The following is a 19,733-nucleotide window of genomic DNA, read 5'->3' as shown; positions in this document are numbered from 1 at the left end:
TCACCCCTTTCACTGTCGTCCCCCGTCTCCGGTGGCGACCGTCGCGTACTCGACACTGCGCGCGGTCAGGTCCATGTACGCCTGTTCCAGCGACACCCGCACATCGCTCAGCGCGTGCAGTCGTACGCCGCAGTGGTGGGCGAGGTCGCCGACCTCGGCCGCGGTCCTGCCCGCGACGGTGACCTCGCCGTCCTCGGCCGTCTCGACGCTCGCGCCGTCGGCCGCCATCAGGCAGCGGACCAGCACGGACCGCTCCTCCGGGTCGGGCACCGAGGCGCGCGCCGACGCGGGCGACGCGGCGGCCAGGAACTGCGTCATCGACGTGTCGCTGAGCAGCCGCCCCCGCCCGATGACGACGAGGTGATCGGCCGTCAGCTGCATCTCGCTCATCAGATGGCTGGAGAGGAACACGGTGCGCCCCTCCGCCGCCTGGTCGCGCACGAGCCGGCGGATCCACCGCACACCGTCCGGGTCGAGGCCGTTGACCGGTTCGTCCAGGACGAGCACGGGCGGGTCGCCGAGCAGTGCGCCCGCCACCCCGAGGCGCCCGCTCATGCCCAGCGAGTACGTACCGGCCGGCCTGCGGGCCGCTTTCGCCAGCCCCACCGTCTCCAGCACCTCGTCCACCCGGCGCACCGGGATGCCGTTGGCCCGGGCCTGGGCGACGAGGTGCGCGCGGCCGGAGCGGGCCGGGTGGACGGCCCGGGCGTCGAGCATCGCGCCGACCGCCCGCAACGGCCGGCGCAGGTCCGCGTAGGGCCGGCCGGCGATCAGGGCCCGCCCGCGCGTGGGATGGTCGAGGCCCAGCACCATGCGCATGGTGGTGGACTTCCCGGACCCGTTGGGGCCGAGGAAGCCGGTCACCCGGCCGGGCCGGATCTCGAACGTCAGGTCGTCCACGGCGAGCGTGCCGCCGTAGCGTTTCGTCAGGCCTCGGAGGCTGATCACGAGAGTTCCTTCGCTGTCGGTCGCGGAGCCCGGCGCACAGGGCGCCGGGCGCGGCGTACGGGACGCGGACGGCCGCCGCGTTTCCCGTACGGCAGCGACGCTACGAGCGCCCGCGGCCCGCGCCCATGGGACGAAGGGAACCGCTGTCCTGCCTTTCGTCGGGGGTGGGCCCGGACCTGGGACGGATCTGCGGGACGCACCGGGGGTGCGGCGGTGAGCCGCCCGTAGGCTCGCCGGGTGGAAGAGACGACATCACCGAGCGGTCGGCCGCTCCGGGTCCTGGTGGCCGACGACGAGGCGATGGTGCGGGCCGGCGTGCGCGCCATCCTGGCCCGGGACCCGCACGTCGACGTGGTCGCCGAGGCGGGGGACGGGCACGAGGCCATCGAGCTGACCCGCCGACACCGGCCCGACGTGGTCCTGTTGGACATCCAGATGCCCGGCCTCGACGGGCTGACGGCGGTGGGGCGGCTGCGCCGGGAGTCGACGCCGGTCGGTGTGATCATGCTGACGACCTTCGGCCAGGACGAGTTCATCACCCGCGCCCTCGAAGAAGGCGCCGACGGCTTCCTGCTGAAGGCCGACGACCCGAGGGAACTCCTCAACGGCGTACGGGCCGTCGGCGCCGGCGGGGCCTATCTGTCGCCGCGTGTGGCCGCGCGGGTCATCGCCGGCATGCGCGCCCACCGGTCGGCACACCCCCACCGCTCCCTGAGCCGGCTGACGGACCGGGAGCGCGAGGTGCTGGCCGGGCTCGGCGCCGGCCTGTCCAACGCGGAGATCGCGGGCCGGCTGCACCTCGTCGAGGGCACGGTGAAGGCCCATGTCAGCGCCGTATTGACGAAGTTGGGCGCGCGCAACCGGGTGGAGGCGGCCATCGCCGCACACGAGGCCGGCCTGACCCCGCCGCCCCGCTGACAACCATCGCCGACAGGCCGTCAGGCGCCATCGGCCGTGAGCCGGCCGATGGCCCGGATGACCTGCCGACGGGTGGCCAGGCGGCGGGCGAGGGAGGCCATCACCCGGATCAGGCCAGTGCGGTGTCGACGACATCGGCGGGTGAGGCGAGCTTGCGGGGACCAGGACGCGCTGGGCGAGCTGCTGAAGAAGACCGTCGAACAACAGCCGGCCGAGGTGTCCGCGTGGGACGCCCTGCGCGCCGGCTTCGAGGTCGTCCTGACCGCCAACCACACACCGGAGCGCGCGCTGGAGCTGTCCCGCCTCATCTTCGACACCCCCTCGCTGCACGCCCGCTACATTGAGAAGCGACTGCGCTGGCAGGCGGAACTGAGACCCGTGATCCAGGCCCGGCTGGCCGCCGCAACCGGCCCGGTCCCTGCCCCGGTCCCCGACCCGCGCGCCAAGGCGATCGTCGCGACGGTCTTCGCCTGCGTCGACACGGCGACCGAACTCTGGGCCGGACACGACGGACGACTCGACCTGGCGGACCCCTACGACCAGTGCCTGGCGGCCGTGCGCGGACAGGACTGAGGCCTCCCGCCGCGGTTTCGCTCCTGGTCAGCGGGAACCTCCGGGGCCGGCCACCCGACTGCTTCGAAGTGTGGAACCGGTCGGTCCCGTACCCCGCCGTGTCGCTCGCGGGCTCACGGGCGCCAACCGGCCGGCTCCCGCCCGAACCATGGACGAGGAGAGCCAGAATGCCCCTGAACCGAAGGCACGTACTCCGTGCCTCGACCGTGCTGGGCGCCACCGGCGCGCTCGCCGGAGCCACCGGCGTCACCGGACTCGGCGCCGGCCCGGCCGCCGCCGCGACCGGGAGCCCCGCCGCCGAAGCACGCAAGCCCCTGAACGTGCACATCGTCATGTACGACGGTGTGGAGGAGCTGGACTTCGCCGCCCCGTACGAGGTCTTCTCGGCCTCCCGTTTCTTCACGGACCGGCCGGTCGACGTCCGCTACGTCACCGCTTCCCGCCCCGGCCCCGTCCGGGCGTCGTACGGGACGCAGGTGCGCGTCGAGCACGGCTGGGCCCCGGAGCAGGCCGACATCATCGTGGTCCCGGGCGGCGGCTACGCTCGCAAGGACGGGCCCGGGGTCTGGGCCGAGATCCGCCGCGGCGCTCTCGTACGCGCGCTGGAAGCCGCGCCGCGGCCCGGGCTCACCCTCGGCGCGCTGTGCACGGGCGTCATGCTGCTGTCCGCCGCCGGACTGACCCGCGGCCGGCCCTGCACCACCCACCACAAGGCCCGCCCGGACCTGGAGCGGCAGGGCGGCGTACTGAAGGACGCCCGCGTCGTGGACGACGGCGAGCTGGTCACCGCCGGAGGCATCACCTCGGGCCTGGAACTGGCCCTGTGGCTGGTACGCCGCGAACTCGGCGCCGACACGGCCACACGCGTCGAGGCCATGCTGGAATACGAGGCCCGCGGCACGGTCTGGTCCCGCTAGGCGAGCGCGACGGCCGCAGTCATGCCCGTGGCTGCGGCTGTGGCCGTCACCGCCGGGAGGCCGACGGCAGCGGCAGTGAGAGGCGCACCTCGAAACCGCCCCCGGGCCGTGCACCCGTGCTCAGCACGCCGTTCCAGATCTTGACGCGCTCGCGCAGTCCGAGGAGCCCCAGGCCCGACCCCGTGTCCGTCGCGGCCGACTCGCCGCCGTGCCCCTTGCCCTGACCCTTGCCCTGCGCACTTCCCTGCCCGCCGCCGTGCCCGCGCCCGTCGTCGCGGATAGTGATCAGGAGCCGGTCGCCGAGATAGCGGATGCGCACCTCGGCCCGGGTGGCACCCGCGTGCTTGACGACGTTGGTCAGCGATTCCTGCACCACCCGGTACGCGCACAACTCCAGCCCCGCCCCGAGCGGCCGCACCACACCCTCCGTATGCGTCTGCACCCTGACGCCGGCCGCCTCGATCCGCTCGGCCAGTTCGGGGATGCGGTCGATGCCCGGCAGCGGCCGCAGCGGCGGCGCATCGCTCTCCCCGTCGGGGCCGACCCTCAACACGCCGAGCAGTCGCCGTAGTTCATCGAGAGCGTCCCGGCCCGCGCCCGCCACCGCGTCCAAGGCCGCCTGCGCGGTGGGCGGGTCGGAGGAGTACACGTAGCGGGCCAGCCCGGACTGGACCGTGATCACGGCCATCTGCTGCGCGAGGACGTCGTGCAACTCCCGGGCGATCCGGATCCGCTCGTCCACCACCGCCCGGCCGGCCTCCTCCTCCTGCGCCCGGGCCAGCCGCACCGTGAGCCGTGCGAGGTCCGCGTTGCGCTGGGCCAGGGTGCGCTGGTTCGTACCGAGGAACAGCGCCACCGCCGGTACGCACACCGCCTGCACCGCGGCCAGGAGCAGCGACACCCCTCCTTGCACTCCGCTGTACAGCACGACCGCCGCCGTCAGCAGCGCCGCAGGTCTCGCCACGCGCGGTGGGCGCTGCGCCGCCAGACTCACCAGAGAGATCACCGGAACCCAGAAGTTCAGCGAGGGCGGGTGACCGAGCGCGAGGTAGCCGGCGTACCCCAGGCACGAAGCGAGGAGCACCGCGACCGGCAGATCCCGCCGCACCGTGAGGGTGAGCGCCGTCGCCACGGTCAGCACATAGGCCCAGCCGTCGAACGGCAGCCAACGCTCCGCCGGGTACTGCGCACCCGCCACGCAGCCCGCCGCCGCGACGCCCACGCCGAGCACGATGTCGGCGGTCCTCCGGGCGGCGGCTGGATTTATGTGCACCGAGGAATGCTAGGGCTGTCGCGATGCCGCGTCGTCAACCCGTCGGTTGAGAAAAGCCCGGCGGGTGACCGAGGCCCGGCCCCAGCCCCAGCCCCGGCCACCGCCTCTCGCCGTCCAGCGCGCTCAGGGGCCGACCCATGTGCCGAAGTCGATGTCGTCGTGGGGTCCGGGCCCACGATCCTTCGGCTGGGACGGGGCGGTCACGAACGTCCAGGCCTGGTTGTCCCTGTCGTGGCAGGTCCACTCCTGGAGGTGGGTTCCCGGCGGCGGTGGCGTCATGGGCGGGTTGTGCGCGTCGAGGCAGCGCATGGCGCCCGTTCCCCGCCTGATTCTGAAGAAGCCCTTCGGGTGGGGTTCGATCTCCCAGAACTGGCTGCCCGTCTTCTCGCACGGATTCGTATGGACCCCGGCTCCGTGCGGGCCGCCGTCGCTTCCCTCCAGGCACATCGGAGTGTCGGGGACGGGCGGCCGCACCGTGGGCATGACCTGGATCTGGTAGACGGGGCCGTGGTGGGCGTCCGCTTCGCTGCTCTTCAGGAAGCGGAACAGCTGACTCTTCAGGCCGGCCTGCGGCCGCACCCTGAAGCCGCCACCGGACTCCTCCGCGACCAGATCGTCCGTCCGCGCGCTCTTGATGTTCCACCAGATGTCGCCGAACTCCGGCGGCTTCCGGTGGTCGGAGAACGGCGGGCACACCCCACCCGGAAACCCGTCACAGTCTCCGGCGAAGGCGCCGGAGGGCATGAGCACAGCCCCTGCCGCCAGAGCGCCGACACCGGCGAACGCGATCCAACGCCGGGACCAGGTGGGACGGTTCATGGCTTTCTCCTCATCGTGGGACACGGTGGAGGCCTCGGCCCGGCCCGCCTTCGTACGCGCGCCAGGTCTCAGCCCGTACCGCCATTGCACCTCGCCGTCCCGCCCGGCCTCACGTCCCTGATGTTCGGGACTTGACAGCCGGGGGACGCGCCTGGGCGGGCCGTTCGCGGCCACCCTTGCCGTGAAATGGCAGTCCGCCGGTCTGTCAAGGCACGAATTCCCGAGGCGCGACGTTACGCGACGGCGGTTCCCTCGAGCTCGACCAGCTGGCCGGGGATCGCCAGCCGCGTCACTCCGAGCATCGTGGAGGCCGGCGCCACCCCCGCGGCACCCAGCCGCGCCGCCAGCACGCCGTAGTGCTGGAAGAGGAGGTCGACGTCGGTCGTGTAGACGTTGAGCCGCACGAGGTTCGCGAGCGTCATGCCGGCCTCGCCGAGCACGGCCTCCAGATTGTCGATGCTCAGCGCCAACTGCCCGGCGATGTCACCGTCGTGCTGGGGCTTGCCGTCGCCGCTCATCGCCGTCTGCCCCGAGACGTACAGGGTCCGGGTGTGTCCGGAGACGAGCTCGCCCTGGTTGAACCCCAGTTCCTGAGACCACGTCACCGGGTTGATCGCCGTTCGTTCCATTGCCCCATCAGCTCCATTCGATTCGTCACGCGTACGGACGTACGCGCTCGACGTCGCAGAAACGAGCCTGGCAACAAATCACGACACCCTCTGTCATGTATTTCGATAAAGTGCGCGCATGCGCGCCGACCGGCTGGTCTCACTCGTCCTACTGCTGCGCCGACGCGGTCGGCTGACAGCGGAGGCCCTGGCCCGCGAGCTGGAGGTGTCCACCCGCACCGTGCTGCGCGACATCGAGGCGCTGTCCGCGGCCGGTGTCCCGGTCTACGCCGAACGCGGCCGGCACGGCGGCTTCGCGCTGCTGCCCGGTTTCCAGACCGAGCTCACCGGACTGAACCACGACGAGGCCCTGGCCCTGTTGACCGCCGGATCGGGGCGCGGCGATCAGGTGTTCGGCCTCGGCTCGGCGCTCGCTTCGGCCATGCGGAAGGTGGTCGACGCGCTGCCCGAGGGCCACCGGACCTCCGCGAGCGACGCCGCCCAGCGGTTCCTCGTGGAACCGGAAACCGACCTGCTCTCACGCCGGCTGGTCACCGACGAGGTACCGCGCACCACGATGATCGAGGTCAGGCGCGCGGTGCTCGCCGGACACAAGCTGCGCATCCACTACGCGGCCACCGGCCAGGCGCCGCAGTGGCGCACGGTGGACCCGATCGGGCTGGTCACCGTACGCGACCGGGGCTATCTGCTGGCCACGAGAGCCGGCGAGGACCGCACCTACCGCCTTTCGCGGGTGCTGGCCGCCGAGGAACTCCCCGAAACGGCCGAGCGGCCGAACCGGGTCGACCTGGACCGGATCTGGCGGGAGCGGTCCGCGCAGTTCCTCTCCGACGGCCACCTCACCTTGCTCGTACGGGTGAACCCGGCCCGACGGGAGGACCTGCTGGACACCGCGCTGGCCGTCCGCGCGGAAGAGCCCGACGCCGACGGCCGGCTGCGGCTGGAGGTGACCTTCCAGGATTCCCGGCACGCCGAATGGGCCCTGTGGCAGCTCGGCACGGACGCGGAAGCTCTGGCCCCGCAGTCGCTGCGCACCGCCCTGCGCCACCGCGCGGCCGCGATGGCCGCCCACTACGCGGACCCGTCCTGAAACGACCCCGACGCGCTGGCCGGCCCGATGCACCGTCAATGGCCCTGGCCCGGTCGCTCTAGCGGGGAGTGGTCAGGGGTAGGCAGTCTTCGACGCCGCCCTCCACTCCCTTGTTGTAGGCGTGGATGCGCTGCTCGACGGAACCGTGGTCGGCGGAATTGCTCCACGGCAAGGTGTCGGAAACGCTGGCGATCGCCGCGGCCGGCTCTTCTTGGTCCCCGGCTTCGAAAATGATCGTTTCATCCTGGCTGGCGCCCTGGAGCTCTGCTCCGGCGAAGCAGTCCGCCTGCAGTTCCCGCCCGATGTCCTGCGCCGGGCTGGCGAGACGGCTCTGTACGGCGTGCCCCCATTCGTGCGCGACGATGAAGTACACGTAGGCGTCCCCGGCCGCGTGGCCCGTGTTCATCAGGTTGATGTCCCAGGCCACGTAGTCCTCGGGGATGCAGTAGAACGCGTTGCCGGGCTCCAGCTTCTCTCCGCCGCACGTGGGGGCGTCCGGCGCGGTGCCGTCGTACAGGCCGAGGACGGTCGGTGACACGTAGGACTCGGTGAAGAACTCCGACCAGTGCTTCTGCCAGAACGCGTCGACGCCCTCCGCCGCCGCGGCGATGTCCTGCTCCAGCGTGTCTTCACCGACGGTTGCGGGCAGGCCGTATGCGTAACCGCCGCCGGTCACGGCGAGCAGCACGGCGGCGAGTGCGGTGCACATGCGCGTCCGAAGCGTTCCGGCCATGATTGCCTCCGCGTCTGAGGATTTCGGTCCCCGAGAAACAATCCGATTCGGCCGTCGATGCGTTCGTGTCCTCGCGCTCGGCGATATCGCACCCCTCCCCTCCAGCACGGCGCGTGTCATGGCGGGCTGCATCCCGTCCCGGCGGCCCGGGACCTCGAGTACGCCGACGCGCACTCGACTCGGCGCACCGCCGGACGGCAGACTCAACACCGAGGAAAGGACCACCGCATGAGTGCCGAGTCCGCACACCAGCTCCCACCGGCCCCGGCCCCGGCTCCTGCCCCGGCCGCCGCCGCGAAACTCCGCGCCCGGATCGCCGCGCACTCTGCCGCCGGCCGCTGGCTCCCCGCCTTCGACCGTGACTGGGATGCCGCGCTGGAGGAGTCGAGGCAGACGTACTACCTCACCGCGCTGCACGATGTCGTCCGCGCATGGCAGGGCCGACTCGACACCGCGCCCGCCGTCGCCGCACTCATCGCCTCGGGCTTCGAGGACACGGACGGCGTCGCCCTGGAGGACGTCATCGGGCCCCGCCGATGACGTGATGCCCCTGCCGGGACGCCCGGCTCAGGCCGGGACGGACGTCCCTGCCGCCCGGTGTGCCTTCTCGTCGGCGTCCGCGAGCCAGAAGTACAACGGCGGCATGACCAGTTCGACCACGGTCAGCGCCACCTGGAAGCCGTCGGGCCACCCGTGCACGGCGACCGAGAGCAGCCGCCCGAAGCCCCCCACCAGGAACACCGCGGCCAGCCCTCGGACAACGCTCCTGGACTGGCTCACCGTGGAGACGTGTACGCGGACGGAGCTGCGCGACACCTGCGTCGGCGCCCTGCTGGGTGCCCTGCGCCCGTTCCTCCGCGCGGACGGCCTTCAGGAAGGTACGGCGGACAGCGAGGCGCTGGTGAGGGCAGCGGCGGACCGCCTAGTCGGTGTCCGTGACCGCCAGTACCGCGATCCGGCGGTGGTCGGGGGAGAGGGCGACGATCCCGTAGTCGTAGATCTCGTTGTGGAACCACTCCGTATCGCACTCGAAGCGGAACCAGGTGGTCTGCACCGCCTGACGCTCCACCTCCTCGGCGGTCGCGTCGAGCGCCGCGCCGCTGAGGCCGGCCAGCGACCACCACGCCGCCCGCCGGCCGTACGCGCCGTGCGCCCCGCCGCCGTACACACCGCCCTCCGACGCGGCACTGAAGAGCATCCGCCAGATCTCCGCCAGGCTCATGCGCGAGATCTCGAACCGGCCTTCGGCAGCGAGCCCTTCGACGCAGGGCATGGGCAGGGTGGGCACGAATGCGGAAACAGTGCCGGGTCCAGTGGCTGCATCGGGGCGAAAGACCCAGGCCCCGTAGCAGCCGAAGTCCCCGGCGTGCGGCGCCGCGACGATCGCCTCGTGCAGTTCGCGCGTCGCCCGGTCGGGCAGCGGCGAGGGCGGCTGCTGTCGAGGCGTCGCGGGCTCCAGCCGGTCCGCGCCGGTGGCGCCCGTCCACACCCCGCCGGAGCCGCTGCCGTCGGCCTTGCGGGTGGGAAAGGGGGCGCCCGTCTCGAAGGGGCGCAGCTCCTGCGGGAGCCACACGAGGGGGCTCCAGCCGAAGCGTCCGGTCGGGCGCAGGGCCGATACGTCGGCGCCGCGCAGCAGCAACTCGTGGAACAGGCAGGACCGCAGCTCGTCGAGCCCGTCGCGCCGCCCGTGCGCGTACAGCAACTCGATGAGGTCGGCCGGTCGTTGTCCCTCGGCGAGGAGCGAGGCGATGAACCGCTCGTTCATCCGCTGGTTCACGGAGGTGCCGTGCTCTTCCATCAGCCGGACCAACTGCTCCAGGCCCGGCCGCCCGGGCGTCAGCGCGAGCATCCGGATCACGCGGGAGAGACCGCAACCCTAAGGCCAAGCCCGGTGCCCCTGGTGTGTCGGCGGTGCGCGGGCGGTGCGTCGGAGGCCGCCGTCCCGCCGGGCGTTCTAGGGTGCTCGCATGGAACAGCGCATCACCCTGGTCACTTTGGGGGTTTCCGACATCGCCCGCGCCAAGGGCTTCTACGAGGCTCTGGGCTGGCGGGGGCAGGAGGTCGAGGAGACGGTCTTCTTTCAGGCGGGCGGGCTCGCGCTGGTGTTGTGGGACCGGGAGAAGCTGGCCCGCGACTGTGGCGTGGAGCCTGGACCGGTCGGCGGACCGGGCGGGTCCGGCGGGTTCGGCGGGATTGGCCTGGCCCACAACGTCCGTTCCGAGGCCGAGGTGGACGAACTGCTCGCCGCGGTACGAGGGGCAGGCGGCAGCATCACCAAGCCCGCCGCCGTCAATGCGATCGGGTTCTACTCCAGTGCCTTCGTGGACCCGGACGGCCATGCCTGGGAAGTCGCGTACAACCCGGGATTCCCCCTCGCCGCAGACGGCTCGGTCACCCTGCCCGATTTCGGCGGTGCGAAGGACTGAAGGACTGATGGTCTGAAGGACTGGTCGCCGATCCGAGCAAGGCCCAGTCGGCCGGAATCCGGACGAAGGTGCGATGATCCTTGCGTGGAGACAGATGCCGAGTGGGACCGGATACGCGAAGGCCTGCGCTTCGGGCAGGTCTTCGAGGGCACCGTGGTGCGGGTACCGCAGCCCGGTGGGATCGGGATCTTCGTGGACATCGGCCTGAGCGTCGGAGGCTTCGTCGACGCTCTGTTGCTGCCGGACGAGAGCGAGGACTGGCCGACGGAAGGCACGGTCGCCGAGTTCGAGATCTGGTGGGCCGACAGCCGTCGGCAGATCCGGCTGAAGCCGTCCGATCCTCGGTACCTGCGCAAGGACTTCACGGCCTTCCTCGCACGCCACCGCCCCGATTGGCCATCCGACCTCGGCCGGCCCGTGCCTGACCCGGTGCCCGTGACCGCCGCCGAGTTGCGGACCCTCTTCTGCCCGCCTGACGGGCCGCCGGCCAACACCCGCTAAGGCCCGTCTCCCCGATCACGAGCGCCGGGATTCCGGTGGGGGCACCGCCATCCGCCCCCAGCCCCGCTCGACCGACCGTCGGCACCGGTCCGGTTCGTCTCCCGCTCCGGTGAACAGCGCGGTCAGCATGGGCACGCCGTTGGCGAGCGCCTGGTGCGGCAGTGGGCCCGTGGAGACGAGCGAGGCGAGGCCGTGCCCGATGATCCAGCTCTGCGTCGCCAGTCCCAGCGGGTCGACCCCGCTCCCGAAGCGGCCACCCGCCTTGCCCCGTTCGACGGCGCGAACCAGGCAGTGCAGGGTCTCGTCCGCGGCGCCGGCGTCTTCGAGGCCGAAGCCCGCGTCGAACATGACGCGGTAGAGATCCGGGCTCTCCAGGGCGTTCGAGAGGTACGCGGCCCCCAGGGCGGCGAGGTCCCGCACCGGGTCCGCGGACATCCTGACGGCCGCGAGTTTGGCCGTCAGCCGGACGAAGCGTTCCTGCCGCAGCGCCGTCCACAGGCCGTCCATGCCGCCGAAGTAGGTGTAGACGGCCATCGCCCGTGACGCTGGTCAACCCCGAGGGACTGCCGAAGCCCGATGTCTACCGGCAGTTGTCGGTCGCCACCGGATCGAAGCTGGTCTTCCTCGCGGGGCAGGTCGCCCGCGACGCCGACGGCCGCCCCGTGGGTGAAGGCGACTTGGCCGCGCAGGTCGAGCAGTGCTATCTCAACATCGCCACCGCCCTCGCCGGAGTCGGCGGCTCCTTCGACGACGTGGCGAAGCTGACCGTCTACGTCGTCGACTGGAGCCCCGAGAAGATGCCGCTGCTGGGCGAGGGCGTGGCCCGGGCCGCCGCGAAGCTGGGCATCGACCCGGTCAAGCCGATCACCCTGCTGGGCGTTGCGGCACTGGGCGAACCGGACCTCCTGGTCGAGATCGAAGCCACGGCGGTCCTCGCGTAGCCGTACGCCGGTGCCGGTGCCGGTGCCGGTGCCGGTGCCGTGGTCGTGGTCGTGTACAGGCCGCCCGAACGGCCCGGCCGCCGGGCATGATGGGGCAGGTGATCACCATTCATCTGAAGTACGAGATCGACGTCGACAAGCTCGAGGACTTCGAGGAGTACGCCCGCCGTTGGGTCAAGCTGGTCAACCGGTTCGGCGGCACCCACCACGGCTACTTCCTGCCCAGCGAGGGCGACAGCGACATCGCCTACGCCCTCTTCTCCTTTCCGGGCTTCGCCGCCTACGAGCAGTACCGGACGGACAGCATGTCCGACCCGGAGTGCCTGGCGGCCTTCGACCTCGCGCGCGAAACCCGCTGCATCAAGCGGTACGAGCGCCGCTTCCTGCGGCCGCTCGGCGGCACGGACGCATAGGGTCGCAAGCATGGCACTGCGACCCGTGCAGGTGAACATCAAGGCCGTCGACAGCACGGCGGTCGGCCGGTTCTGGGCGGAGGCGCTCGGCTGGAGTGCGTACGGCCACGGCGCGACCACCTACGTCGGCCCCGCCGGCGGCCTCGTCCGCCCGGACCCGGTCGCCCTCGGCATCGCCGTCGTTCCCGTCCCGGAACCCAAGACCGCGACGAAGAACCGCGTGCACCTCGATCTGGCCACCACCTCCGAGGCCCACCAGACGGAGTTGGTCGCCCGCCTCCGGGCTCTCGGTGCGAGGCCCGTCGACGTGGGCCAGGGCGACGTGCCGTGGACGGTCCTCGCCGATCCGGAGGGCAACGAGTTCTGCGTGCTGGAGCCCAGGGACGTGTACCGGGACACCGGGCCGATCGCCGCGGTGGTGGTCGACTGCACGGATCCGCAGGCCACGGCCCGGTTCTGGGCCGAGGCGACGGACCGGACCCTGCACGAGGTGGCTGGCGAGGGGGCGGCGCTGCGCTCCGCCCAGGGCGTCGGCCCGTATCTGGAGTTCCTCCGTACGCCCGATGTGAAGACCGTGCCGGACCGGGTCCGCCTCGACCTGCTGCCGTACTCCGGTGACGACGAGAAGGCCGAGGTGGCCCGGCTGCGGGCCCTCGGCGCCACCGACCTCGACCTCGGCCGGGGCGGGGGCGACGTCGCGGGGACGTGCCTGGCCGACCCGGCGGGCCACGAGTTCTGCGTCCTCACCCTGCCCTGAGGCGGTTCCTCACACGTCACACGTCACACCTCGTGCCTCGTACCGGAGGTGCCGTCGGGGTGCGGGAGGGAGTGGGAGCGGAAAGTGCGGCGGTAGGTGTCCGGCGGGACACCGACGGTCCGGTGGAAGTGCCGGCGCAGGGTGGTGGACGTGCCCATGCCGGTGGCCGTGGCGATGGTGTCGATCGTGTCGTCCGTGGTCTCCAGCAAGGCCTGGGCGTGGCGGATGCGTTGGACGTGCAGCCACTGCAGCGGGGTGGTGCCGGTGAGCGATTTGAAGTGGCGGCCCAGGTGGCGTGAGCTCATCCGTGCCTGACGGGCCAGGTCTTCCACGGTGAGGGGTTCGTCCAGCCGTTGGAGCGCCCAGGGGAAGAGATCGCCGAGGGGGTGGTTGCCCGGGGCGGGGACGGGCGTGGCGATGAACTGGGCCTGCCCGCCGTCGCGGTGGGGAGGTACGACCAGCCGGCGGGCGATCTTGTTGGCATTGGACGAGCCGTGGTCGAGGCGGACCAGGTGCAGGCACAGGTCCATGGCCGCGGCCTTGCCGGCGGAGGTGAGCACGTCGCCGTTGTCGACGTAGAGGACGTCCGGGTCCACGGTGACGTCCGGGTGGCGCCTGGCCAGTTCCCCGGTGTGCGCCCAGTGGGTGGTGGCGCGCTTGCCGTCCAGCAGCCCTGCGGCCGCCAGGACGAAGGCGCCCGTGCACAGGGAGGCCACGCGTGCGCCCGCCGCGTGGGCCGCGCGCACCGCGTCGACGAGCTCGGCCGGCGGGTCCACGTCGGTGTCGGCCCAGCCGGGGACGATCACGGTGTCCGCGTGCGCGAGGTGGTCGAGGCCGTGGTCGGGCTCCAGGCGGAAGCGGTCGACCTGTACGGCGCCCGGTCCGCAGACGGAGAACTCGTACCAGGGGTTCACGATGTGGGTCAGGTCCGAGCCGAAGACCTCGATCGCCATGGACAGCTCGAAGTGCAGCATGCCCTCGGTGACGGCCAGCGCGACAGTATGCATGTCCGGAATTGTATGGGCTACGTCGTTCCGGACACTCGTGTGGGGTCCGCTTCCTCGCCAGGATGGTGTCCACGACGGAACGCGGCGGACCAGCTGCGCTCCAGTGGATCAGTAGATCAGCGGATCAGTGGACCAGGGCAGGGGAGCAACTCATGGGATCGGGTCAGACGGTGGCGGTGTTCGGTGCGTACGGGCACACCGGGCGGTTCGTGGTGGCGGAACTGCTGGAGCGCGGGTACGTCCCGGTGCTCGCCGGCCGCGACGCCGACAAGCTGACGGCCTTGGCGCACGAGACCGGCCTGGACGCCCGGGTGGCGTCGGCCGACGACCCGGCCTCGCTCGACGAGGCATTGGCCGGTACGGCGGCCGTGATCAACTGCGCGGGCCCGTTCGCCTCGACCATCGCCCCGGTGATCGAGTCGGCCCTGCGGGCGCGCATCCCGTACCTGGACGTGGCGGCCGAGATCGAGGCCAACCTCGACACCTTCGCGGACTTCGCCGACCGGGCGCGCGAGGCGGGAGCGGTCGTCGTCCCGGCGATGGCCTTCTTCGGCGGCCTGGGCGACCTGCTGGCCACCGCGGCGATGGGCGACTGGACCAAGGCCGACTCGGCGCACATCGCGTACGCACTGAGCAGCTGGCACCCCACCGCCGGGACGCGCCGGTCGAGCGCGGTCACCCGGGAGCGGCGCGGCGCGTACCGGCTGCGCTACGCCGGCGGCCAGTGGGAGCAGCGCACCGACGCCCCGCCCACCCTGGAATGGCCCTTCCCCGAGCCGACGGGCCCGCGGTCCGTCGTCGGCGAGTTCACGATGGCCGACGTCGTGACGGTACCCACCCACCTGTCCATCCCGGACGTGACCACCTACATGACGGCAGAGGCGGCCCGCGAGGTCGTGGCCCCCGACACGCCCGCGCCGGCCGCGGCCGACGCGAGCGGCCGCTCCGACCAGACCTTCCTCATCGACGCCGTCGTGCGCTCGGGCGACACCGAACGACGGGCCGTCGCGCGCGGTCAGGACATCTACGCCGTCACCGCGCCGCTCGTCGTGGAAGCGCTCGACCGCGTCCTCACCGGACGCACCCGTGCGGTCGGCGTCGCCTCGGCGGGGGAGATGTTCGACGCCGCCGCCTTCCTGAGCGCCCTGTCCCCGCACGTCACCGTCGAACTGCTGCCGGAGGCGCGTCGCTAGCGGCGGCCACCGCTTGCCGGGCGTCCGTCCGGGCGTGACGATGAAAAGGGAGGCCTCTGAACCCACCGAGGAGGCCCTTGTGGCCACAGGTACGCGAAAGCGTGGGGTACTGCTCTCCATCTCCGTGGCGCTGGCCGCCGGGCTCGTGACCGCCGGCGGTGGCCCCGCGAGCTCCGCAGGCGCCACCGCCTCCGTACGGGCGCACGCGCCGGTGGGCGTGCCGGCCGCCGCCCCGTCACCGGAACCCACCACGGACATGTCGGCCGCGGCGGAGCTGTTCCTCACCCACGTGCTGGACCTGCTCCAGGAGAAGTCGTTCGAGCGGCACACGGTCGACTGGCCGGAGGTGCGGCGTCAGGCCTTCGCCGAAGCCGCCGGGGCCAAGACCACCGCCGACACCTACGACGCGATCGAAAACGCCGTCAAAGCCCTCGGCAATCCGCACACCGGCTTCCTGAGGCCGGACCAGGCCGCCGCGTTCGACCCGCCCGTCGAAGTGCCCGGCACGGGCGGACCGGTACCCGTACCCCAGGGCCACCTCATCGGGCAGAAGATCGGCTACGTGTCCCTCCCGACCACGGACAAGATCCCGGGCTACGCGCAGGCCGGCGCCCAGCTGGTCCGCACGCTCGACGCCTCCAAGCCCTGCGGGTGGATCGTCGACCTGCGCGGGGACGGCGGGGGAGCCATCTGGCCCAAGCTCGACGCCCTGGCACCGCTGCTCGGTGACGGCCGGCTCGGCGCCTTCGTCGACGCCGACGGCAACAAGAGCGCATGGGAGCTCAGCAAGGGCAAGCTGTCCATCGGCGGAGAGGTCATCGAGAAGGACCTTCAACCGAGCGTCGAAACGGGCGCAGACGGCATCGAGAACTACGTGACCCACAACGCGTACGTCCTCCAGCGCCCCAAGCCACCGGTCGCGGTCCTGACGGGACCCGACACGGCGAGCGCCGCCGAGGCCACCCTGATCGCCTTCCGCGGCCGGCCGCAGACCCGCAGCTTCGGACTGCCCACGGCGGGGCTCGCCACGGGGAACGCCTCGTACCCCTTCGACGACGGCTCGCTCCTCATCCTGACCGAATCGGCGGACCTGGACCGGACCGGGCGCCAGTACGGCAACACGCCCATCGCCCCCGACGTCCACGTGGACTTCACCGAGCAGAACATGTCCCGCGGCGCCGGGGACCCGGTCGTCGACTCCGCACGCACGTGGCTGGAATCCCGGCCGGCCTGCCGCGCCTGACCGGCGGAGACTCGGGCTGCCGGGCGCTGGAACTTGTCAGGAAGGGCCCCTGCCCGATTTAATGAATGAACGAGCATTTATTAATGAGGGAGGGCAGGGATGGGGCGTCCCCGCGGGGTCGAGGACGAGGTGATCCTGCGTGCGGCGGCGCAGGTCATGGGCCGGGTGGGGCCGGGAGGGCTCACCTTGGCCGCCGTGGCCGGCGAGGTCGGGTTGGTGCCCGGAACCCTCGTGCAGCGGTTCGGGTCCAAGCACGGCCTGCTGCTGGCGCTCGCCGACCGGTCCGAGAAGGAGGCGCGCGAGATGACCGGACGGGTGCGTCGGTCGCACGACTCGGCGCTCGCGGCCCTGGCCGCGCTGACGGTGGAATCGACGGCCGCGATGGCCACGCCGGAGAGCTTCGCCCATCATCTGGCGTTCCTGTGCGTGGACCTCGTCGACCCGCAGCTGTACGAGCGGGCCCTCGCCATTCACCGTACGCAGCAGCAGGGCGTCGAGGAGCTGCTGAGGGAGGCGGCCGGGGCGGGCGAGCTCCGCGCCGCAACGGATGCCGTGGCACTGGCCCGCACGGTGCAGGCGGTCATCGCCGGTGCGGGCCTGACCTGGGCGCTCGAACGCGAGGGCACCCTCGAACAGCGGCTCCGGCAGGAGCTCGACGCGGCGCTGTCCCCGCACCTCCCACCCCGACACGGCCACGACCTGGAGGAATCATGACGACCACCGACGCGCGCCCGCTCGCCGGAAAGGTGGCCCTGGTCGCGGGCGGCACCCGGGGCGGCGGACGGGGCATCGCCGTCGAACTCGGCGCCGCCGGCGCCACGGTGTACGTCAGCGGCCGCAGCAGCACGGGCGGACGCTCCGATCTGGATCGCCCGGAGACCATCGAGCAGACGGCCGCACAGGTCACCGCGGCGGGCGGGCTGGGCATCCCCGCCCGAACCGACCACAGCCGTCCCGACGAGGTCCGGGCCCTCGTCGACAGGATCGCCGCCGAACAGGACGGACGGCTCGACGTCCTGGTCAACTCCGTATGGGGCGGAGACCCGTTGACCGACTGGGAACACCCCCTGTGGGAGCAGGAACTGGACACCGGGCTGAGGCTGTTGCGGCAGGCGGTGGAGACCCACGTGATCACGAGCCGGTTCGCCCTGCCCCTGATGGTCGCCCGCAAGAGCGGCCTGGTCGTGGAGGTCACCGACGGCAACACCGCCCGCTACCGCGGTACGTTCTTCTACGACCTGGCGAAGTCCGCGGTCATCCGCCTCGCCGTCGCCCAGGCTGCCGAGCTCAAGTCCCACGGCGTCGCGGCCGTCGCCATCACGCCCGGTTTCCTGCGCTCGGAGGCCATGCTGGAGCACTTCGGCGTCACCGAGGCCAACTGGCGCGACGGTGTGGCCCAGGACCCGAACTTCGCCCACTCGGAGACCCCGGCCTACCTCGGCCGGGCCGTCGCCGCACTGGCCGCCGACCCAGAGGTCATGGCCAAGACCGGCCGGGCACTGGCCACGTGGGGCCTGTACCGGGAGTACGGCTTCACCGACGCCGACGGCACACAGCCGGACTTCGCCGCCCACTGGGCCGAGAACCTGGAAGAGGAGTACGGACCCCTGGGAGACCCGCTGTGACCCTGACCGTCGAAATGTCCCTGAAGCGACATCTGGGCCTCCGGAGCCCCCCGGTCACCTCGGCATACCGTTAGCGGCCCGGACAAACTCCCCGCCCGACAAGATCACCTCATTGAGGTAATCCCACCGGCCTCTCCGGGGCGCACGGGCATCGCCCGATACGGTTCTCAACGGATCTGGACCCATTCCCGGATATTTGTTCCTAATTCGTTGTTGCCTTGCGAAGGAGAAGTCGCCGATGACCGTTGACACCGGCCGGGAAGAGCAGCTGGAGCAGCCTCGGCAGTCGAGCCTGGGGACCGCGGCCGCGCGGAACCTCGCCACGACGACCAAGTCCGCCCCGCAGATGCAGGAGATCACCTCCCGCTGGCTGCTCCGGGTACTCCCGTGGGTGGAGACGAAGGGCGGCACCTACCGGGTCAACCGCCGGCTCAGCTACACCGTCGGCGACGGGCGCGTCGAATTCGTCCAGGACGGCGCCAGCGTCCGGGTGATCCCCCGCGAACTCGGCGAACTGGCCCTGCTGAAGGGCTTCGACGACCTGGAGGTGCTCACCGCGCTCGCCATCCGGTGCGTACAGCAGGACTTCCGGGCCGGCGAGGTGCTCGCGGAGCGCGGCACCGCCGCCGAGCGGATCCACCTCATCGCCCACGGCCGGATCAGCCAGACCACCGTGGGCAAGTACGGGGACGAGGTCGCGGTCGCGGTGCTGGCCGACGGCGATCAGTTCGGTGAGAACGCCCTGCTGGACGCCGACGCCACGTGGGACTGCACGGCCACCGCCGAGACCTCGGGCACCCTGCTCACCCTCTCCCGTGCCGACTTCGCTGCCGTGGTGTCCACGGCGCCCGGCCTCCAGGCCCACATCCGGCAGTTCAGCGCGCTTCCCCTCCAGCGGCAGAACAAGCACGGCGAGGCCGAGATCGCGATGTCTGCCGGGCACACCGGCGAGCCCGACCTGCCCGGAACGTACGTCGACTACGAACTCAACCCGCGGGAGTACGAACTCTCCCTCGCGCAGACCGTGCTGCGGGTCCACACGAGGGTCGCCGACCTCTACAACGAGCCGATGAACCAGACCAAGGAGCAACTCCGGCTCACCATCGAGGCGCTGCGCGAGCGCCAGGAGCACGAGCTCATCAACAACCGGGAGTTCGGCCTCCTCCACAACGCCGCCTACAAGCAGCGGATCCAGACCCACTCGGGCCCTCCCACCCCGGACGACCTCGACGAGCTGCTCTGCCGGCGGCGCGGATCCAAGTTCTTCCTGGCCCACCCCAGGGCGATCGCGGCGATGGGGCGGGAGTTCAACGCGCGCGGGCTCTATCCGGACCACGTCGATCTCGGCGGGCAGCAGGTCCCGGCCTGGCGCGGCGTCCCCATCCTGCCGTGCAGCAAGATCCCCATCACCAAGGAGAACACCAGCTCGATCCTCGTCATGCGAACCGGCGAGGAGAACCAGGGCGTCATCGGGCTGCGTCAGACGGGCCTGCCGGAGGAGTACGAGCCGGGCCTGTCGGTGCGTTTCATGGGCATCGATGAACGGTCGATCATCTCGTACCTGGTCACCACCTACTTCTCCGCCGCCATCCTGGTGCCCGACGCGCTCGGCGTGCTGGAGAACGTACAGATCGGGCGCAGGCGCGACTAGCGGGCCCCGCCCCCTCAACTGCCCCGCCCCCTCAACTGCCCCGCGCCCCACTGCCCGGGCCCCGTGCTCCGGGCCG

At 71.8% G+C, this 19,733-nt stretch carries 24 protein-coding genes; 15 read left to right on the top strand and 9 right to left on the bottom strand.

All coding sequences use genetic code 11. The features are described 5' to 3' along the window. Positions 1 to 9: 9 nt before the first annotated feature. The gene (locus tag ACFWP3_RS05255) at positions 10 to 948 is read right to left on the bottom strand and encodes an ATP-binding cassette domain-containing protein (RefSeq protein ID WP_384216361.1); all 939 of its coding nucleotides are present in this window, start codon (positions 946 to 948) and stop codon (positions 10 to 12) included. 237 nt (positions 949 to 1,185) lie between these two features. On the opposite strand from ACFWP3_RS05255, the gene ACFWP3_RS05250 reads away from it, so the two are divergent. The 3 genes from ACFWP3_RS05250 (at position 1,186) to ACFWP3_RS05240 (ending at position 3,356) form a co-directional block, all read left to right on the top strand. Continuing rightward, positions 1,186 to 1,866 (top strand): response regulator, encoded by a 681-nt coding sequence (locus ACFWP3_RS05250; protein WP_384216359.1) that lies wholly within the window; start codon positions 1,186 to 1,188, stop codon positions 1,864 to 1,866. Positions 1,867 to 2,007: 141 nt separating this feature from the next. Beyond that, on the top strand, positions 2,008 to 2,439 hold the full coding sequence (locus ACFWP3_RS05245) for a hypothetical protein (RefSeq protein ID WP_384216357.1): 432 nt from the start codon (positions 2,008 to 2,010) through the stop codon (positions 2,437 to 2,439). A 173-nt stretch (positions 2,440 to 2,612) separates the two neighbouring features. Further along, positions 2,613 to 3,356: a DJ-1/PfpI family protein gene (locus ACFWP3_RS05240; RefSeq protein WP_384216464.1), complete on the top strand. Its 744-nt coding sequence runs from the start codon at positions 2,613 to 2,615 to the stop codon at positions 3,354 to 3,356. 46 nt (positions 3,357 to 3,402) lie between these two features. Here ACFWP3_RS05240 and ACFWP3_RS05235 read toward each other — a convergent pair whose 3' ends face one another. The 3 genes from ACFWP3_RS05235 to ACFWP3_RS05225 form a co-directional block, all read right to left on the bottom strand. Continuing rightward, the gene (locus ACFWP3_RS05235; protein WP_384216355.1) at positions 3,403 to 4,629 is read right to left on the bottom strand and encodes a sensor histidine kinase; all 1,227 of its coding nucleotides are present in this window, start codon (positions 4,627 to 4,629) and stop codon (positions 3,403 to 3,405) included. A gap of 123 nt (positions 4,630 to 4,752) precedes the next feature. Further along, the gene (locus tag ACFWP3_RS05230; RefSeq protein WP_384216353.1) at positions 4,753 to 5,448 is read right to left on the bottom strand and encodes an RICIN domain-containing protein; all 696 of its coding nucleotides are present in this window, start codon (positions 5,446 to 5,448) and stop codon (positions 4,753 to 4,755) included. A 233-nt stretch (positions 5,449 to 5,681) separates the two neighbouring features. After that, complete coding sequence (locus tag ACFWP3_RS05225) at positions 5,682 to 6,077, bottom strand: RidA family protein (RefSeq protein ID WP_384216351.1); 396 nt, start codon at positions 6,075 to 6,077, stop codon at positions 5,682 to 5,684. Positions 6,078 to 6,195: 118 nt separating this feature from the next. Between ACFWP3_RS05225 and ACFWP3_RS05220 the strand changes: the two genes are divergently transcribed. After that, complete coding sequence (locus ACFWP3_RS05220) at positions 6,196 to 7,167, top strand: helix-turn-helix transcriptional regulator (RefSeq protein WP_384216349.1); 972 nt, start codon at positions 6,196 to 6,198, stop codon at positions 7,165 to 7,167. A gap of 58 nt (positions 7,168 to 7,225) precedes the next feature. Here ACFWP3_RS05220 and ACFWP3_RS05215 read toward each other — a convergent pair whose 3' ends face one another. Continuing rightward, positions 7,226 to 7,900: a neutral zinc metallopeptidase gene (locus tag ACFWP3_RS05215; protein ID WP_384216347.1), complete on the bottom strand. Its 675-nt coding sequence runs from the start codon at positions 7,898 to 7,900 to the stop codon at positions 7,226 to 7,228. 228 nt (positions 7,901 to 8,128) lie between these two features. Between ACFWP3_RS05215 and ACFWP3_RS05210 the strand changes: the two genes are divergently transcribed. Then, positions 8,129 to 8,440: a DUF6247 family protein gene (locus tag ACFWP3_RS05210; RefSeq protein ID WP_384216345.1), complete on the top strand. Its 312-nt coding sequence runs from the start codon at positions 8,129 to 8,131 to the stop codon at positions 8,438 to 8,440. Positions 8,441 to 8,467: 27 nt separating this feature from the next. On the opposite strand, the gene ACFWP3_RS05205 is transcribed toward ACFWP3_RS05210, so the two are convergent. Next, positions 8,468 to 8,680 carry a DUF4345 domain-containing protein gene (locus tag ACFWP3_RS05205; RefSeq protein WP_384216343.1) on the bottom strand — a complete coding sequence of 71 codons (213 nt, stop codon included), beginning with the start codon at positions 8,678 to 8,680 and terminating at the stop codon, positions 8,468 to 8,470. A 142-nt stretch (positions 8,681 to 8,822) separates the two neighbouring features. Next, positions 8,823 to 9,758 (bottom strand): DUF6183 family protein, encoded by a 936-nt coding sequence (locus tag ACFWP3_RS05200; RefSeq protein ID WP_384216341.1) that lies wholly within the window; start codon positions 9,756 to 9,758, stop codon positions 8,823 to 8,825. Between the two features lie 109 nt (positions 9,759 to 9,867). On the opposite strand from ACFWP3_RS05200, the gene ACFWP3_RS05195 reads away from it, so the two are divergent. Continuing rightward, positions 9,868 to 10,326 carry a VOC family protein gene (locus ACFWP3_RS05195; protein WP_384216339.1) on the top strand — a complete coding sequence of 153 codons (459 nt, stop codon included), beginning with the start codon at positions 9,868 to 9,870 and terminating at the stop codon, positions 10,324 to 10,326. Positions 10,327 to 10,410: 84 nt separating this feature from the next. Further along, the gene (locus tag ACFWP3_RS05190; RefSeq protein ID WP_384216337.1) at positions 10,411 to 10,827 is read left to right on the top strand and encodes a hypothetical protein; all 417 of its coding nucleotides are present in this window, start codon (positions 10,411 to 10,413) and stop codon (positions 10,825 to 10,827) included. Positions 10,828 to 10,842: 15 nt separating this feature from the next. Here the strand turns inward: ACFWP3_RS05190 and ACFWP3_RS05185 are convergent, their stop codons facing one another. Then, a complete protein-coding gene (locus ACFWP3_RS05185) occupies positions 10,843 to 11,361 on the bottom strand; it encodes a TetR/AcrR family transcriptional regulator (protein ID WP_384216335.1) in 519 nt (172 codons plus the stop codon). A gap of 5 nt (positions 11,362 to 11,366) precedes the next feature. Here ACFWP3_RS05185 and ACFWP3_RS05180 point away from each other — a divergent pair, with 5 nt between their 5' ends. From ACFWP3_RS05180 to ACFWP3_RS05170, 3 genes are all read left to right on the top strand, one after another. Next, positions 11,367 to 11,768, top strand: coding sequence for a RidA family protein (locus ACFWP3_RS05180; protein WP_384216333.1), 402 nt, complete (start codon positions 11,367 to 11,369; stop codon positions 11,766 to 11,768). A 98-nt stretch (positions 11,769 to 11,866) separates the two neighbouring features. Continuing rightward, a complete protein-coding gene (locus tag ACFWP3_RS05175; RefSeq protein WP_384216331.1) occupies positions 11,867 to 12,181 on the top strand; it encodes an NIPSNAP family protein in 315 nt (104 codons plus the stop codon). A 10-nt stretch (positions 12,182 to 12,191) separates the two neighbouring features. Continuing rightward, positions 12,192 to 12,938, top strand: coding sequence for a VOC family protein (locus ACFWP3_RS05170; protein WP_384216329.1), 747 nt, complete (start codon positions 12,192 to 12,194; stop codon positions 12,936 to 12,938). Between the two features lie 23 nt (positions 12,939 to 12,961). Here ACFWP3_RS05170 and ACFWP3_RS05165 read toward each other — a convergent pair whose 3' ends face one another. Beyond that, positions 12,962 to 13,945 (bottom strand): helix-turn-helix domain-containing protein, encoded by a 984-nt coding sequence (locus tag ACFWP3_RS05165; RefSeq protein ID WP_384216327.1) that lies wholly within the window; start codon positions 13,943 to 13,945, stop codon positions 12,962 to 12,964. A 152-nt stretch (positions 13,946 to 14,097) separates the two neighbouring features. Here ACFWP3_RS05165 and ACFWP3_RS05160 point away from each other — a divergent pair, with 152 nt between their 5' ends. The 5 genes from ACFWP3_RS05160 (at position 14,098) to ACFWP3_RS05140 (ending at position 19,657) form a co-directional block, all read left to right on the top strand. Next, the gene (locus tag ACFWP3_RS05160) at positions 14,098 to 15,138 is read left to right on the top strand and encodes a saccharopine dehydrogenase family protein (RefSeq protein ID WP_384216325.1); all 1,041 of its coding nucleotides are present in this window, start codon (positions 14,098 to 14,100) and stop codon (positions 15,136 to 15,138) included. 79 nt (positions 15,139 to 15,217) lie between these two features. Beyond that, a complete protein-coding gene (locus tag ACFWP3_RS05155) occupies positions 15,218 to 16,381 on the top strand; it encodes a S41 family peptidase (RefSeq protein WP_384216323.1) in 1,164 nt (387 codons plus the stop codon). A gap of 99 nt (positions 16,382 to 16,480) precedes the next feature. Then, a complete protein-coding gene (locus tag ACFWP3_RS05150; protein WP_384216321.1) occupies positions 16,481 to 17,095 on the top strand; it encodes a TetR/AcrR family transcriptional regulator in 615 nt (204 codons plus the stop codon). Beyond that, positions 17,092 to 18,006, top strand: coding sequence for an SDR family oxidoreductase (locus ACFWP3_RS05145; RefSeq protein WP_384216319.1), 915 nt, complete (start codon positions 17,092 to 17,094; stop codon positions 18,004 to 18,006). The genes ACFWP3_RS05150 and ACFWP3_RS05145 overlap by 4 nt, the downstream gene beginning before the upstream one ends. Before the next feature lie 238 nt (positions 18,007 to 18,244). Beyond that, positions 18,245 to 19,657, top strand: a complete 1,413-nt coding sequence (locus ACFWP3_RS05140) for a family 2B encapsulin nanocompartment shell protein (protein ID WP_384216317.1) — start codon at positions 18,245 to 18,247, stop codon at positions 19,655 to 19,657. The last annotated feature ends 76 nt before the right edge of the window (positions 19,658 to 19,733 follow it).

Origin of the sequence: Streptomyces sp. NPDC058525, assembly GCF_042719495.1 — a bacterium.
In the GTDB taxonomy this organism is placed as follows: Bacteria; Actinomycetota; Actinomycetes; order Streptomycetales; family Streptomycetaceae; genus Streptomyces.
Note: the sequence above shows the minus strand (reverse complement) of the source record. Positions and strands in the feature narration are given on the sequence as shown.

Coding starts and splice junctions, on each gene's coding strand:
- ACFWP3_RS05210 (WP_384216345.1), top strand. CDS start 8,129: ATGAGTGCCGAGTCCGCACACCAGCTCCCACCGGCCCCGGCCCCGGCT.
- ACFWP3_RS05195 (WP_384216339.1), top strand. CDS start 9,868: ATGGAACAGCGCATCACCCTGGTCACTTTGGGGGTTTCCGACATCGCC.
- ACFWP3_RS05140 (WP_384216317.1), top strand. CDS start 18,245: ATGACCGTTGACACCGGCCGGGAAGAGCAGCTGGAGCAGCCTCGGCAG.
- ACFWP3_RS05225 (WP_384216351.1), bottom strand. CDS start 6,077: ATGGAACGAACGGCGATCAACCCGGTGACGTGGTCTCAGGAACTGGGG.
- ACFWP3_RS05160 (WP_384216325.1), top strand. CDS start 14,098: ATGGGATCGGGTCAGACGGTGGCGGTGTTCGGTGCGTACGGGCACACC.
- ACFWP3_RS05165 (WP_384216327.1), bottom strand. CDS start 13,945: ATGCATACTGTCGCGCTGGCCGTCACCGAGGGCATGCTGCACTTCGAG.
- ACFWP3_RS05220 (WP_384216349.1), top strand. CDS start 6,196: ATGCGCGCCGACCGGCTGGTCTCACTCGTCCTACTGCTGCGCCGACGC.
- ACFWP3_RS05145 (WP_384216319.1), top strand. CDS start 17,092: ATGACGACCACCGACGCGCGCCCGCTCGCCGGAAAGGTGGCCCTGGTC.
- ACFWP3_RS05230 (WP_384216353.1), bottom strand. CDS start 5,448: ATGAACCGTCCCACCTGGTCCCGGCGTTGGATCGCGTTCGCCGGTGTC.
- ACFWP3_RS05150 (WP_384216321.1), top strand. CDS start 16,481: ATGGGGCGTCCCCGCGGGGTCGAGGACGAGGTGATCCTGCGTGCGGCG.
- ACFWP3_RS05170 (WP_384216329.1), top strand. CDS start 12,192: ATGGCACTGCGACCCGTGCAGGTGAACATCAAGGCCGTCGACAGCACG.
- ACFWP3_RS05185 (WP_384216335.1), bottom strand. CDS start 11,361: ATGGCCGTCTACACCTACTTCGGCGGCATGGACGGCCTGTGGACGGCG.
- ACFWP3_RS05215 (WP_384216347.1), bottom strand. CDS start 7,900: ATGGCCGGAACGCTTCGGACGCGCATGTGCACCGCACTCGCCGCCGTG.